The sequence below is a fragment of the Xenorhabdus japonica genome, from assembly GCF_900115195.1.
Lineage (GTDB): Bacteria > Pseudomonadota > Gammaproteobacteria > Enterobacterales > Enterobacteriaceae > Xenorhabdus > Xenorhabdus japonica.
Genome location: NZ_FOVO01000034.1, coordinates 1 through 14,040, shown reverse-complemented (window position 1 = coordinate 14,040; position 14,040 = coordinate 1). Strand labels below are relative to the sequence as shown.

Here is a 14,040-nt window from a genome sequence, read left to right as displayed (position 1 = left end):
AAATAGAATCTTTTCCCCCGATTAACCAGAATTTCTTTCATAACCGTCTATTCAGCAAGAAATAAGTCACTTTACCCTATGAAACGTCGCTTTTATAATAGCCTTTTTTGGGGGGATAGGTTCATGCAGAGCCTATATACGATACTGACGCACTAACTGCGTGGAATATATGACATGAAAAAGTGGTTTTATCTGTTAGCCGCTGGGATGATGGCATTAAGCATTGGTTCAGTAAATGCCGCTGCTGCTAATGATGGCAAAACGCTGTATTTTTACAACTGGACTGAATACGTTCCGCCTGGTTTGCTCAACCAGTTCACTAAAGAAACTGGGATCAAGGTGATTTATTCCACTTATGAATCCAATGAGAGCATGTACACCAAGCTGAAAACCTATAAAGACGGCGCTTATGATTTAGTGGTTCCATCCACTTACTTTGTCTCAAAAATGAGTAAAGAAGGGATGTTGCAAAAAATCGATACCAGTAAACTGAGCAACTTCCATAATCTTGATCCTAACTTGTTGCATAAGTCTTTTGATCCGAATAACGATTACTCTATCCCTTATATTTGGGGTGCAACGGCGATTGGCGTTAATCGCGATTCTATTGATCCAAAAACTCTTTCTTCTTGGGCTGATTTTTGGCAACCAAAGTACAAAAGCAGCTTAGTGCTGACTGACGATGCTCGTGAAGTTTTCCAGATGGCGTTGCTGAAATTGGGATATTACGGCAATACCACCGATCCGAAAGAGATTGACGCCGCTTATCAGGAACTGAGAAAACTGATGCCAAATGTACTGGCATTTAACTCTGACAACCCTGCTAACCCATTTATGGAAGGTGAAGTTGATATCGGTATGATGTGGACTGGCTCTGCTTATATTGCACGTCAGTCTGGCACACCTGTTGATATTATTTGGCCGAAAGAAGGCGGGATTTTCTGGATGGATAGCTTGGCTATTCCAGCGAATGCCAAGAATGTTGATGGTGCGATGAAATTGATCAATTTCTTGCTGCGTCCAGAGATTGCTGCACAAGTAGCTGAAAAGATTGGTTATCCAACCCCGAATCTGGAAGCGAGAAAATTACTGCCTAAGGCAATGACAGAAGATAAATCTCTCTATCCAGATGAAGCCACGATCCAAAAAGGGGAATGGCAGAGTGATGTTGGCAATGCCAATATCTTGTACGAAGAGTATTTCCAAAAGTTGAAAGCAGGTCAGTGATCTGAAATTCAATTAAGTTATTGGGGGAGGAGTTGCTTCCCCTTTTAATATCTAAGGATTATTCCTTAAAGACTTGATTACGATGCCAAACGATGAAACTTATCCAACGGATAATAGTTTTTGTTCTGGGGGCGTAATATTGGCTGTTTTGCAAAATTCCAAAAAAGCTGCTTAACTATCGAGCCACCATTAATACTTTCTGAATTCGTCTAGTCGGGTGATTAACCAGATTCTAACTTATTGAACATGTTTAATTCGCTGTCTCTAGTAAAGAGTTATTCTAAAGCCAAAGCTTGCCTCCTTATAAAAATTCTCTATCCCAGAATAAAAACATTTCTAATTTATCTTTAGGACATAAAATTATAACCAAAAGTTAAAAATAATTTTATTTTCAATTGATTGCATTTGAATTTAACTTTATTTTGTTTAATAAGCATCCATTTTTCTGTCAAATAGCATTTGATTTATTGATATAATTTTTTGAACAACAATATATTATTCAGAGTAACCTTCTAATTGTTTTTATTTTTAAATATATACATTGATGAGTGAGGTTATTTATTTTATTTAAGGATGCAAATAACCAAAAATATTGGATTTATATTTAATTGATGTTTCCTTTGAATAATTGGATTTAAATAGTTTTCAACGAGATAAAAAACTAATAAAACTATTTCTTATGATTAAATTAAGATAGTTTATTTGTAAATAAATATTTATCTTTATTTCACATAAATACAACAAGCTCCATGATTAAATCTCATGGTACTTTAATTTCATTAAAAAAAAATTTATAGCCTCGAAATAGTGAGATGGGAAAAAATTTTATTTTTCATGCATCTGTATTGGATATTTCAATTTAGTAATATGATGTATCATAAATATCTACTTCCTGTTTGACCGACTATCTGATAAATACTTATTTTATCTAACCCTATACTCAGAACTAACTTTATATTCTGATAATAAATTTAAACAAAAAATTAACACTTGGAAGTAATAATAAAATGAAAAATTCAAATGAATTGATCCAATTAAAGATCATTGCGTCTGGCGTTGCTTTGCCAGAAAATAAAGTGTATTCATCCGATTTAGATTTGAAGTTAAATAAACCGAGTGGTTTTGTAGAAAAGCATTCCGGAATAGAATATCGTTATCATTCTGGTTATCAGGCATCTCAAGCTAAATTAGCCGTAGATGCATTACATGATACTTTAAAAACACATCAAATCCAGCCGAATTCAATTGATCTGCTGATTTCAGCTTCTGCAATTCCGATTCAAGCCTTACCTTATTCCGCCGCACATATTTTAAAAGAGAGTCAATTAAAGGTCGGTACTGCCTGTTTTGATATTAATTCAAGTTGTGTGAGTTTTATCTCTGCTCTGAGTGTTGCCAGTGGATTGTTGGCGACCAGACAATATCGGCGTATTGCGATTGTCTCCGCAGAGATGGCCTCCCGTGGTATTGACTGGTCACATCAGGAGTCTTCACTGATTTTTGGTGATGGAGCGGCATGTATGATTGTCGAAAGAGGAGATGGGCAGAGCGGGATTGTGACTTATAAACATGAGACTTATCCAGAAGGCCTCGAATTATGTGAAATCCGGGCTGGCGGAACGCGTAAGAATCTTCGTGCGGGCATGGAAGATAGTGATTTTCTGTTCCAGATGCAGGGTAAGCCACTGTTTAAACTGACTGCTTCATTAATTGAAGGCTTTACCGAGCGTGTACTGGCGAGTGCCAACCTTGAAATGTCTGATATTGACACCGTGGTTCCTCATCAGGCAAGCCATTTGGGACTGAAACATATTCGCAAGAGATTGAATATCAGGGATGAGCGATTTGTGAATATTTATCGTTATCGCGGTAATCAGGTCGCAGCATCAATTCCTAGTGCTCTGCATGAAGCCATGATTACCGATCGCTATTATGGCCGTGATTATGTGATGTTACTTGGCACGGCGGCTGGGCTTTCATTAACTGAGATGATCTTAAGACCATGAAAATTCTTGTAACTGGAGCAACAAGTGGCTTAGGTCGTAATGCTGTTGATTACCTGTTATCGCGTGGGGAGAAGGTAGTGGCGACCGGGCGTGATCCGCAGGCGGGGGAGTTGTTAACTCAATTGGGAGCCAAATTTCGCCGTGCTGAACTGGTGACGCTAACGGTGGATGAAGCAATCGAGTTGATGTCTGATTGTGATGCAGTCTGGCATTGTGCCGCCAAATCTTCTCCTTGGGGTGATCCTGATGAGTTTGAACGTATCAATTTGACTGCGACATATATGTTGGCGCAGGCGGCAGGAATATGTGGTATCCAGCGATTTGTCCATATTTCTACGCCAGCCGTATATTTTAATTTTTCACACCAACAGCATATTACTGAAAATCAGCGTAGCCAGCGTTTCGCCAATGATTACGCCCGAACGAAGTTCCTGGCGGAAGAGTGCATACTCAAACTGATTCGCCGCTATCCAGACACAACTTATATTATTTTGCGTCCCCGTGGGTTATTTGGCCCACATGACCGAGTGTTGTTGCCGCGCTTGTTGGCTCAGGTTAAATCCAGTAAAGGTGTTATGGCCTTGCCTGCTGGGGGTAAGAATGCCTTAGATCTCACTTATGTCATGAATGTTGTCCATGCCATGTCATTGGCGACCCAACGCGAAGGTTTACAAAGCGGGGCGATATATAACATTACCAATCAGCAACCACAACCACTGGCGAAGACCTTAGGGCAGTTATTTGACGAGATGCAGTTTGGTTATCGAATAAAATCATTACCTTATCCATTTCTGTATGGCGTTGCGGCAGTATTGGAAGGAATGGCTATACTCACCCGAAAAGAGCCGTTGCTGACTCGTTACGGTATTGGGGCGGCTTATTATTCCATGACACTGGATAACTCAAAGGCGCGGGAGGAGCTGGGCTATTCACCGATTTATACTATGGAAGAAGGCATTCATTTAACAGCCAATTGGTTGAAACAGAGAGATCAGCAGGCAGGTTCACATGGTTAAGATGCGTGTTTTTGAAGTAGGATACTGCACTCATCCTGGCTGCATGGCACTGAAAGGTGCCAGTCTTCGCATATGTAAATTTCCGGCTCGTGCATGGTTGCTGGAGTGCAATGATAAACGTTGGCTACTCGATACCGGTTATGCCAGCCATTTTTACGATCATACCCGTAGTGGGGTTATTCGGTTATATCGCACAGTCACTCCAGTCTACTTTGACACCAAAGATTCATTGGTGATGCAGCTAAAAGAAGCAGGCATCCAAGCGCGTGATATTAATGGCATCATTATTTCTCATTTTCATGGTGATCATATCGCTGGTTTGCGGGATTTCCCGCAGGCCAAATTCATCTGTTCGGGGGAAGGCTGGCAGCAAACCCGCAAATTACGAGGTATTGCTGCGCTGCAAAAAGCATTTGTACGGGGATTAATCCCAGAAGATTTTGAATCCAGAACCTGTTTTTATGAAGGATTTGAAACCAGCCCGCTACCAGAAGAATTGGCGGTATTGGGTGAAGGTTATGCTGTGCCAGAGAGCCAGAAGCAGATGTTTATTGTTCCACTGCCCGGTCATGCGGCGGGGCACCTCGGCCTTTGTGTATTGACTGAACAGGGTTGGGTATTGTTGGCGGGAGATGCGGCTTGGTCACCAAGTAACTACCGTAAACTGCGTGGACCTGCAAAGTTGGCGAATATCATTATGGATGACAGCCGCGCCTATTACGAAACATTGAATAAATTGCACCAAATTGACCAAAAGCAGATTCCTATCCAGCTATGCCATGAGGGAGATTTGGAATGATACTTAAAACGCTTTGGTACTATTGGCGAGCCAAAAAACAGTGGAAATTTTCCAACCAACAGCAGCTTGAACAACATCAATCGAGAGAATTAGTGAAATTCAAGCTCAGGGTGCTGGCGAAAAGCCCTTATTTTGCCTCATATAGTGATTTACCGTTGGCGGAATATCCGCTCATGAATAAAGCCGTCATGATGGAAAATTTCGACCGGATGAATACGGCAGGTCTCAAGCGTGATGCGCTCTTGGAGTGCGCGAGATTGAGCGAACAGTCACGCGATTTCAAACCAACGGTCGGTAAATTCAGCGTTGGAATGTCATCGGGCACATCAGGGCAGCGGGGGATTTTCGTTATCAGCCCTAAAGAGCGGAGTATTTGGGCTGGAACTATGCTCGCCAAAATGCTGCCGAACGGTTTATTTCACGGTGAGCGGGTAGCGCTGTTTTTACGGGCAGGAAACAATCTCTACGACAGCGTTCATAATCACTGGATATCCTTCCGTTTTTTTGATTTGTTTGCTGATTTTAACCAGCAAGTGCAAGCGTTGGCAGAGTATAAACCAACGATTATCGTGGCTCCTGCTCAAGTACTGCGGGCGCTCGCCTTGAAAATTCAACAAGGTGAAGTGTCCTTGTTACCAGCGAAAGTGATCTCAGTGGCAGAAGTGCTGGAGCCGCAGGATCGTCAATTGTTGCAGAACGTATTCAGGGAAGTGGGAGAAATTTATCAGGCAACAGAAGGTTTCTTGGCGTGTACTTGCTTGCATGGAACCCTGCACCTTAATGAAGAATTTCTCCATATAGAGCCAAAATGGATTGATGAATCCCGTTTTAACCCGATCATTACTGATTTTACACGGGAATCTCAGCCAATTGTGCGTTATCAGCTTGATGATATTTTGGTGGTGAAGAAAACCCCATGTGCTTGTGGCAATCCAGCATTGGCGATAGAGCGCGTTGAAGGGCGTAGTGATGATCAGTTAATTTTACCTGCGTTTGACGGGGAAATAGTGAGTGTTTTCGCCGATCCTTGTTCACGGATTATAGCCAATACCCTGCCGCTGACGAGTGATTATCGACTCACGCAAACAGAATTGTTGTTGAAATTAGAAGGTGATTGTGCCATTGAGATTCTCCAGCAATGCCAATCAGCGCTGTCAGACTATTTTGTCAAACAGGGTGTTGATATCGATAAAATTGAGTGGCAGTGCGTATCACAAACGATATTGCCGGATCTGTTTAATAAACGTCGTCGGATTATCAGGAAAAAGGGATAGTTTAAAGGAATAATTTGTAGAACGGGTGGTTTAATACTGTTCGTTTTTGCGTAAGATTAAGACAAATCAAGAAATCATCTTTTTTATAATCCCATCGGTATCAATAAATATTGATACCGATGACTGACTATATAAATAAAAACAGTAATAATAATTATTTTGCCGCATCCAACGCTTGTGAAAGATCCGCAATAATGTCATCACTGTGTTCGATTCCAATAGATAAGCGAATCAGATCCCGTGATACACCTGCTTTTACCATTTCTTCATCATTTAGCTGGCGGTGAGTTGTTGATGCTGGATGACAAGCCAATGATTTGGCATCGCCGATATTTACCAGACGCACAATCAGTTGCAGGGCATCAATAAAACGGATGCCCGCTTCTTCTCCTCCTTTAATGCCGAAAGAAAGAATTGAAGCCGGTTTTCCCCTCATATAACGCACAGCTAAATCATGCTCTGGGTGTGTCGGCAATCCCGCGTATTTAACCCATGACACCTGAGGGTGTTTTTCCAGGTATTGGGCGATTTTCAGGGCATTTTCAGTATGACGCTCCATACGAAGTGCCAGTGTCTCAAGACCTTGTAGGATGAGAAAAGAATTAAATGGTGAAAGTGCCGCACCAGTGCTGCGCAGAGGCCCAACACGGCAGCGGGCGATAAAGGCTGCGGAACCAAAATGTTCGGTATAAGTTATCCCGTGGTATGAGGCATCCGGTGTGCTTAGGATGGCAAAGCGATCTTGATGTTTTTTCCATGGGAATTTTCCTGAATCAACAATGATTCCACCGATCGAAGTACCGTGGCCTCCGATATATTTGGTCAGGGAGTGGATGATAATGTCCGCACCATGCTCGAACGGACGGCATAGATAAGGAGTGGCGACGGTGTTATCGACAATCAGGGGAATTCCGTGCCAGTGGGCAATATCTGCCAGTGCTTGGATATCAATAATGTTCCCGCTTGGGTTGGTTATGGATTCACAGAATATTGCTTTGGTTTTCTTATCAATCAACTCTTCAATGGCAGTAATATCGTCATGCGCCACGAAACGGGTCTCAATCCCAATATTTGGGAAAGTGTGTGCCATTAAGTTATAGGTACCACCATAGAGTTTCGCTACCGAAATAATGTTATCCCCTACCCTTGCAATGGTTTGAATAGCGTAGGTGATAGCCGACATTCCAGAAGCAACTGCAAGCGCGCCAATGCCACCTTCTAAAGCGGCGACACGTTTTTCCAATACATCGTTTGTTGGATTCATTATTCGGGAGTAAATGTTGCCTTCGACTTTTAAGTCAAAAAGATCTGCACCATGCTGAGAGTCATCGAAAGAATAGGAAGTAGTTTGATAAATGGGGACAGCAACAGCTTTGGTTGTTGGATCTGGTGAGTAACCGGCATGGATGGATAGTGTTTCTAATTTCATTCTCATTTCCTTTAGTTAAGTGAAGTGGTACGGCGTTTGAGACTGATAATCAAGAATAGTGGCGTGTTTTTTGTTGGATGTTGGTTGCGGTTCCTGTATTAGCTGACGAGATATATCTTATGAGAGATTACTTTATCCTGAAATATAAATTCAATTATCATTCTATTCCTTATTGTTGACCAATGAAATTAAAGAAAAAATTATAGCCAATTTAAAAAATGATATTGTGGTGAATCAATATCAAAAATAAATATCAATAGATATCAACTTGATACTGGAATTTAAAGGGAGGTATTTGGTTTTTTTGATGAAATATTTCTATAAATTATATTGATAATACAATGTTAATAATTAAACCTTACTCACATTTGTTGCATTTTACCCGATGGCCTTACAGAAACTATCTATACTTTAAACGGTTAAAACGTTTAGTAAACATGAAAGGTAATCATTAATGGTGATGAAGAAATCGCTTCTTGCAACTTTAATTGTATCTGGTTTTATGTGTGGCTCAGTCGCTTATGCTGATTCACAGACTGTCGCAGTGGGTTACGCTCAAAGTAAAATCCAAGATATTAAAAATCTTCGCGGTGTGAATCTTCACTACCGTTATGAATGGGATTCTCCTGTGAGTATGATTGGATCATTTACGTATATGAAAAGTAGTGAAAGTCATAGCGGCTATAATGATTACGGGCCTTGGAAAGCCAATGCTGATCTAAAATATTATTCATTGATGGCTGGCCCTGCTTACCGAGTTAATGATTATATAAGTGTTTATGGATTGTTGGGTTTTGCCCATTCAAAAGCCGAGCTTTCCGGGAGGGCAACCGTCTATGAGGATAGAAAAATAATGCTTTATCCTGTAAAACTGGATAATAAATCGACCGAGTTAGCCTATGGTGCTGGAGTGGACGTCAATCCCATTCCAAATCTCAGCCTTTATGCTGGCTATGAAGGTTCATCATTAAAAGGTAGTGGAGATCGACTTAACATTAATGGATTTAATATCGGTGTAGGATATCGTTTCTAAACAACGAATTTAGGCGTATATTTCTTGATGTGGTTAGAAATAACACGCCTAATATCGACGATATCACCTGTAAGCAACAATTAATTGCGGCAGGTTTTGAATATGCAGATTTTAATAAATTGGTGATAAGATTAAGTGGTGGTGAACGCTCCAGACTAATGTTTTTAATTTTGAAGTTAAATAAACATAATTTTTTGATTCTCGATGAGCCGACTAACCACTTGGATATTTTTGGCAAAATGGAATTGGAAAGTTAATTGATTAATAACGGAATGACGATATTAATTACTTCGCATGACAGGGCGTTTATTGATAATGTCGCCAATCGTTTTTTGCTGATTAAAAATGGCAAGCTGGAAGAAGTGTCATCCAGCGATGGGTATTATCTATTCCTGAATGAAAAAGTGATTTCTTCTCAAAAAGAACTGACTAGAGATCGGGGAAGTACGCATGATGAATCAGAAATATTAGCGGATTTAGAGGATGAAGAGAAAATTCTTCAATGTATTGTGGTATTGGAAAAAAATCTGGCAGAGGATTTGGCTCGGAAACCGAAACATCAGAAGCTGAAAAATAAGGAGATATGGAGCAAGGAAATTAAGAGACTCTATGAAATTTTAGGATGAATATAGCGCCCCTAATTCGGGGCGCTCATAGTTATAAATTACATACTATATAACTACAGAATTCCTATATAACTATGCTTTGGTGAGATGTTTCCAAAACCAAGCTGTTATCTGCGGCGGTAGGATTATTGTAAAAGTAGAAGTCACTATCTCCCCTGACTTTACCACTGGCATTCAACAGAAAAGCGGAGGCATCTACTTCATTGCGAAAAGAAGGAATTGTTGGGTAAGAGAACGTCAATCGAAGAGAAGTCGTAGATAGAACGATATTCTGTCCTGCTTGGCTCTAATCGAAGATTGGTAGGATCGCTTGTTATTTCTTCATCTGTGGCGACAACCTACATGATATTGAAACAACTTGGGCTGAATACACATATTCCGAGATTTGGCTCACTGTTATCAGGAAAATATTGGCTGAATGATTGTTGTGGGAGTGTTTTTCATGGGGGAACCTTTTAAAATCGGAAGACAAAAAACTTCCTGAGATAAAAAGGGTTGTTCAACTTATGCCAGATTCAAAAGTGTTTGTTGACAATTATTTGCCTGCCCTGCTTGGGCAGGCATGGATGCTAGTTTCTTCTGAGTTCCATGATATTGTTGAATCGCAAGGACTGTCAGTACTGGAGTGGCGGGTATTATCGACGTTGGCGGGAAGTGGCCCGATTGGTATTAGCCTTCTGGCACAGAAAACGGTGAGCAAACAGCCGACTATTACTCGTGTTTTACAGCGTTTAGAATTACAGGAGTATGTAGCTCGTTTTTCCAATGGTGGCGGTGATCGCCGTGTTACATTGGTACGTTTGACTGAAACGGGGCGAAAAGTAGTGAAAGGGTTGCTGACCGAGGCTGAATCTCATGAAAAAAGCGTGCTGGAGCTATTGGGCAATGGAAAAAGTCAGCTATTGAAAGAGGTTTTGCAGGAACTGATTAAACAGCATACCCCAATACGTAGAGTTTTGGGGGGATTAGGTAAGTAATCCGGATAGAGGTATACACCTATCAATTAGGTATATTCCTCTACAATTCCTCTACATATTATTGAATAGACAGGTTTTATAATTATCTATTTGATCAGCAGTTGTTTCTTATCTTCACGTTGGGCATTTTCCGCCAGCATTTTAAAATCTTTCACGGTCCAATATTGCTTTGGAATAGGCAGATTTTTCATCTCATTGGTTGACCATAATTGGAATTCAGCCAGTTTATCCAACGAAAAATGCTGATAATGATCAGGCAAAGACAGTCGCAAGGCAACGCTCTCTTTACCTGAGGGCATTAATGGATAGCGATTATCGTGGATATCATAATTTCGTTGCAGTACCAGAAACTTTTCGGGAATACGTTGATAACTGTTCCACCATAAGCCATCTATGCTATCAAACATCTCTTTTGTGCCTGACTTAGGGTAATCCCCAAGCTCATGCAAAGCAGTCGGCAAGATCTTAGCCATGGAGGCTGAGAACTGCGCCACAGAAGATGCGTGTCCCCCCAAGATCAGCGTCAATGCCAGTCGGGCACCCAGCAGATTTGAATAGAGATCTTCCGGAGAAAAAGCCGAAATGCCTTCTGAAAATCCGGGCACTGATTGATAGCCGTACCATTGTGCGATTTCATGCCAGGTTGCAAGCTGAAAAGCGAGTTTGGCAGCCAAATAAGCACTCAGTGTATAGCGTTCAGCAGGATCTTCCGGCGGCGTAAAAGCAAAAAAGTGAATTTTACGCGCGGCAAGCTCATTATTCAGGGTTAACTCCCGCTCTTGACCAAGATGGGCATTAATCTGGCTGAACAGATAGAGCGTATAGTCGGCGGTATCCCTCACATGAGAAATATCAATAAACCCACCTTTATGGGTATAGAGCAGACCAACTTTTTCATTGCTTATTCCCAACAATGCGGCACTGGCACCGATAATACTGTTATTGTAGTGATGCTCACCCAATGTCTTGGCTTCTACAATATTGTCGATATTGTAGAAGGGGATTGGAATATTCCATAGTTGAGCCTTAAGGTTATAACCGAAAGCACAACAGGCTCTCAAACCCTCAGGCGGAGCAATAGGAGGTAATGCGTCCCAATTTTCCTGCGATTGTTCGTGAGTATCACTGACGAGGGCTGGCTTTACCGAATTAACAGTGTGAGGCTTATTTTGGCATGCCATCAATAAAAAGCAGAGGTGCAGGGTAACTAATAATCTCAAAACGCTTCCCCGACCTGAAAGTAGAACCCCGTACTGTCTTTACCGACACCAAAATCTAATCTGATATTCATGCGTGGCTTAAACTCGAAACGATAGCCAACACCAACAGAAGGAAGCCAATGTTTTGTCCCCAATTGTGAAGGGGTATTTCCCAATGTGCCAGTGCCTACCCAACCGACTACACCGTGGCGCCAGTCAAGTTTATGTCTTAATTCTAACTGTGATGTGAAAATGTTGTTATCGCGATAACGCCCTTCATAGTATCCGCGCATCCGCTGACCATTGCCGAGTAGTGATAACTGATTCCACGGCACATCGCCTGCACTGAAACGGGCATAGTTATCAAAGGCCAGAACCATTTTTTCAGATAACTGGTGATAGGTTGAAAACTGCAATTGCGTAGTATGGAAACGGTGATCGCTACCCAACTCAGGGGAAAAATAGGTATAAACAATCTCAAATGCCTGCCCATGCTGAGCATTGGGCAAGAAGTCCCGCGTGTCATAACTAAAGTAGGCACTTACACCGGAACTTACTACGGAGCGACCGCCAACGGATTGATCAAAATAGCGTTTTGCACCGATATCTGGATTACTGGCGTTGATGGATGAAAAATTCCAGCCTAATCCCATATAAGTGGCATCGGTGACGCGATAAAGAAAGCGGGGACGAATATCAAATTCCTGCGAATGGTATTTCTCTTTATTGCTATTATCTTTACCGGCATTATAGCCTTTGCCCCAATAATAAGTTGGAGTGTTATTCAGTGTACCGGAAACAAATAACCGCCATTGATCGTTGGCAAGAAAATTATAATTGGTGAAATTCAGGCCAAATGCGCCGGTTGATGATCCAAAACCACTGAGCCCCAATGAAGATGTCTGGCTAATGTGATCAGAACTGTCTGGGCGGTATAAACCAACCACGGCAACACCAATCCCCACACCCATTTCAGGGGTGTAAAAAGGGCCGGGTAGTACCCCCCAGTCAATTTTCTTGCGGTCATCAAAATGGTTGCTGCCGCCTAATTCGTTTAACCAACCATCAATTTTTTGCCGATCAGGCAAGATATCAGCGTGTGCTGATGAAACGGTAAAAATAAGCAGGCTGGAAATCACCAGCCTTTTGAATATTGTGAGATCAAACATTAAAAACGGAACTCACCGGAAATAAAGAAGCTGTTTCTGTTGCCGAAACCGACTTCAGATAATACGTTAAAATTACGGGTAACTTCGACGCGAACGCCCGCAGTATTGTTCCATTTATGGGCAAGATGTTGTTTTACATCGAATTTAATTTCTGTTTGGCTTTTGATCGTCTCAAATAGTGCGAGTTCAGGTGGTAAATTTAATCCGCTGACATCTCCTTTAAAACGTTGAGTAATATCTTGATACATAGCGCCTACCCAGACTTGAACCTTAGTATTTCCTTGTCCAGCTAGCAGCGGTTCGAAAACAAATTCATAACCAACGCGGGGGGTGATAACTAATGCTCTAATGTTTCCGTCTAAAATATCCAGATTTGTGCGGGTATAGTTAGCATCTAATGTGGCAAAAAATTGGTTGTAACCGCCAGCAAGGGTTGCACCACCACCAAAGGTTTTCCCTTTGAAGTTCAGTTCGAAAGGAATGTTTTCCCATGCAGGTTCACCTGATATAGAGATTTGTGGAGGTAGATAAATGCTGTCTAGGTTAGTTTTTGATGTACCTTTGGTTTTTCCATATACACCATACACATTTAAGAAAGGTAGAACCCATGTGTCTAATTTCAACATATGGGTTTCACTTTTTTCTCGGGTATCACCAGCATTAATTTTAGTATTTTCGAAGAATTTATACATTGGATTGGTGAACTGAAATTTAATGCTATCCACAACAACATCCTGTCGCATATTTATATAACCATAACTAACACCAAACGGCTCAGGCAGGTCGTAACCTTTCGCGCGAGCTTCATCACCCCAAATTGGAAGAATACGCGATTCAGATTTGGTAGAGCGGGATAAGCTACCATCATTATTCGTTTTCTGAACGCCGGATTCTGACATGGTCAATGAAAAAAGTGGACGTTCACTATCTGCGTAGCTATACGAGGTTGCGAGACACAGAGTAGCGGCTAACAATTTACTGGTGTTAGTTACGTTCATAAATAAATTCGCTTCCTATTTTGGACAGTTAATTATCTATCAAATGAACAGCTCAGGATGAAAAGCGGCGTAGATTATCATAGGTATTTTTGACAATCATTAACGAATTATGCTTGTAGCTGGAATATCGCATAATTTGGAATATTCGTTTGATTTATCATTAAATAAAGTTGGTTTTATCTCCTTAATGTTCTTGGATTCACATATTAAGCGCAACACCGTAATGAACGAAGTAAATGAGTGGGTATTCCTTTAAATAACTCATTCGGTGTTTTGTAATCTCGTGT

14 protein-coding genes and 1 pseudogene are annotated in these 14,040 nt (G+C 41.2%); 9 read left to right on the top strand and 6 right to left on the bottom strand.

Going from position 1 to position 14,040, the window contains the following annotated elements:
- Window positions 1-174: 174 nt before the first annotated feature.
- Window positions 175-1,227: a spermidine/putrescine ABC transporter substrate-binding protein PotD gene (gene potD, locus BM135_RS12610; RefSeq protein WP_092520072.1), complete on the top strand. Its 1,053-nt coding sequence runs from the start codon at window positions 175-177 to the stop codon at window positions 1,225-1,227.
- Between the two features lie 58 nt (window positions 1,228-1,285).
- On the opposite strand, the pseudogene BM135_RS17820 reads toward potD, so the two are convergent.
- Window positions 1,286-1,430, bottom strand: a pseudogene (locus tag BM135_RS17820) (phosphorothioated DNA-binding restriction endonuclease); the annotation flags it as partial.
- An 804-nt stretch (window positions 1,431-2,234) separates the two neighbouring features.
- Here BM135_RS17820 and BM135_RS12600 point away from each other — a divergent pair.
- Genes BM135_RS12600 through BM135_RS12585 form a run of 4 tightly spaced genes read left to right on the top strand, consistent with a single transcriptional unit; the run spans window position 2,235 to window position 6,322 of the window.
- A complete protein-coding gene (locus BM135_RS12600) occupies window positions 2,235-3,233 on the top strand; it encodes a 3-oxoacyl-[acyl-carrier-protein] synthase III C-terminal domain-containing protein (RefSeq protein WP_092520071.1) in 999 nt (332 codons plus the stop codon).
- The gene (locus BM135_RS12595) at window positions 3,230-4,249 is read left to right on the top strand and encodes an NAD-dependent epimerase/dehydratase family protein (protein ID WP_092520069.1); all 1,020 of its coding nucleotides are present in this window, start codon (window positions 3,230-3,232) and stop codon (window positions 4,247-4,249) included. Before BM135_RS12600 ends, BM135_RS12595 begins: the two co-directional genes overlap by 4 nt.
- Complete coding sequence (locus BM135_RS12590) at window positions 4,242-5,048, top strand: MBL fold metallo-hydrolase (protein ID WP_092520066.1); 807 nt, start codon at window positions 4,242-4,244, stop codon at window positions 5,046-5,048. Before BM135_RS12595 ends, BM135_RS12590 begins: the two co-directional genes overlap by 8 nt.
- The gene (locus BM135_RS12585) at window positions 5,045-6,322 is read left to right on the top strand and encodes a F390 synthetase-related protein (protein ID WP_092520063.1); all 1,278 of its coding nucleotides are present in this window, start codon (window positions 5,045-5,047) and stop codon (window positions 6,320-6,322) included. Before BM135_RS12590 ends, BM135_RS12585 begins: the two co-directional genes overlap by 4 nt.
- 154 nt (window positions 6,323-6,476) lie before the next feature.
- Here BM135_RS12585 and BM135_RS12580 read toward each other — a convergent pair whose 3' ends face one another.
- The gene (locus BM135_RS12580; RefSeq protein WP_092520061.1) at window positions 6,477-7,751 is read right to left on the bottom strand and encodes a bifunctional O-acetylhomoserine aminocarboxypropyltransferase/cysteine synthase; all 1,275 of its coding nucleotides are present in this window, start codon (window positions 7,749-7,751) and stop codon (window positions 6,477-6,479) included.
- A 454-nt stretch (window positions 7,752-8,205) separates the two neighbouring features.
- On the opposite strand from BM135_RS12580, the gene BM135_RS12575 reads away from it, so the two are divergent.
- Genes BM135_RS12575 through BM135_RS12565 form a run of 3 tightly spaced genes read left to right on the top strand, consistent with a single transcriptional unit; the run spans window position 8,206 to window position 9,410 of the window.
- A complete protein-coding gene (locus tag BM135_RS12575; protein WP_092520059.1) occupies window positions 8,206-8,784 on the top strand; it encodes an Ail/Lom family outer membrane beta-barrel protein in 579 nt (192 codons plus the stop codon).
- 29 nt (window positions 8,785-8,813) lie between these two features.
- Window positions 8,814-9,041 carry an ATP-binding cassette domain-containing protein gene (locus BM135_RS12570; RefSeq protein ID WP_175486123.1) on the top strand — a complete coding sequence of 76 codons (228 nt, stop codon included), beginning with the start codon at window positions 8,814-8,816 and terminating at the stop codon, window positions 9,039-9,041.
- Complete coding sequence (locus BM135_RS12565; protein WP_092520057.1) at window positions 9,042-9,410, top strand: hypothetical protein; 369 nt, start codon at window positions 9,042-9,044, stop codon at window positions 9,408-9,410.
- A gap of 64 nt (window positions 9,411-9,474) precedes the next feature.
- On the opposite strand, the gene BM135_RS17995 is transcribed toward BM135_RS12565, so the two are convergent.
- Window positions 9,475-9,651, bottom strand: coding sequence for a TerD family protein (locus tag BM135_RS17995; RefSeq protein ID WP_422646155.1), 177 nt, complete (start codon window positions 9,649-9,651; stop codon window positions 9,475-9,477).
- A gap of 265 nt (window positions 9,652-9,916) precedes the next feature.
- Between BM135_RS17995 and BM135_RS12555 the strand changes: the two genes are divergently transcribed.
- Entirely contained in the window at window positions 9,917-10,387 is a 471-nt protein-coding gene (locus BM135_RS12555) for a MarR family winged helix-turn-helix transcriptional regulator (protein WP_092520055.1), read from the top strand.
- Between the two features lie 86 nt (window positions 10,388-10,473).
- Here the strand turns inward: BM135_RS12555 and BM135_RS12550 are convergent, their stop codons facing one another.
- The 3 genes from BM135_RS12550 to BM135_RS12540 are packed head-to-tail and all read right to left on the bottom strand — an operon-like array spanning window position 10,474 to window position 13,753.
- Window positions 10,474-11,568: a DUF4056 domain-containing protein gene (locus tag BM135_RS12550; RefSeq protein ID WP_092520054.1), complete on the bottom strand. Its 1,095-nt coding sequence runs from the start codon at window positions 11,566-11,568 to the stop codon at window positions 10,474-10,476.
- Window positions 11,569-11,603: 35 nt separating this feature from the next.
- Window positions 11,604-12,755 carry a BamA/TamA family outer membrane protein gene (locus BM135_RS12545; RefSeq protein ID WP_092520053.1) on the bottom strand — a complete coding sequence of 384 codons (1,152 nt, stop codon included), beginning with the start codon at window positions 12,753-12,755 and terminating at the stop codon, window positions 11,604-11,606.
- Window positions 12,755-13,753 (bottom strand): hypothetical protein, encoded by a 999-nt coding sequence (locus BM135_RS12540; RefSeq protein ID WP_092520052.1) that lies wholly within the window; start codon window positions 13,751-13,753, stop codon window positions 12,755-12,757. The genes BM135_RS12545 and BM135_RS12540 overlap by 1 nt, the downstream gene beginning before the upstream one ends.
- Window positions 13,754-14,040: the final 287 nt, after the last annotated feature.

Coding starts and splice junctions, on each gene's coding strand:
- potD (WP_092520072.1), top strand. CDS start 175: ATGAAAAAGTGGTTTTATCTGTTAGCCGCTGGGATGATGGCATTAAGC.
- BM135_RS12600 (WP_092520071.1), top strand. CDS start 2,235: ATGAAAAATTCAAATGAATTGATCCAATTAAAGATCATTGCGTCTGGC.
- BM135_RS12595 (WP_092520069.1), top strand. CDS start 3,230: ATGAAAATTCTTGTAACTGGAGCAACAAGTGGCTTAGGTCGTAATGCT.
- BM135_RS12590 (WP_092520066.1), top strand. CDS start 4,242: ATGGTTAAGATGCGTGTTTTTGAAGTAGGATACTGCACTCATCCTGGC.
- BM135_RS12585 (WP_092520063.1), top strand. CDS start 5,045: ATGATACTTAAAACGCTTTGGTACTATTGGCGAGCCAAAAAACAGTGG.
- BM135_RS12580 (WP_092520061.1), bottom strand. CDS start 7,751: ATGAAATTAGAAACACTATCCATCCATGCCGGTTACTCACCAGATCCA.
- BM135_RS12575 (WP_092520059.1), top strand. CDS start 8,206: ATGGTGATGAAGAAATCGCTTCTTGCAACTTTAATTGTATCTGGTTTT.
- BM135_RS12555 (WP_092520055.1), top strand. CDS start 9,917: ATGCCAGATTCAAAAGTGTTTGTTGACAATTATTTGCCTGCCCTGCTT.
- BM135_RS12550 (WP_092520054.1), bottom strand. CDS start 11,568: ATGGCATGCCAAAATAAGCCTCACACTGTTAATTCGGTAAAGCCAGCC.
- BM135_RS12545 (WP_092520053.1), bottom strand. CDS start 12,755: ATGTTTGATCTCACAATATTCAAAAGGCTGGTGATTTCCAGCCTGCTT.
- BM135_RS12540 (WP_092520052.1), bottom strand. CDS start 13,753: ATGAACGTAACTAACACCAGTAAATTGTTAGCCGCTACTCTGTGTCTC.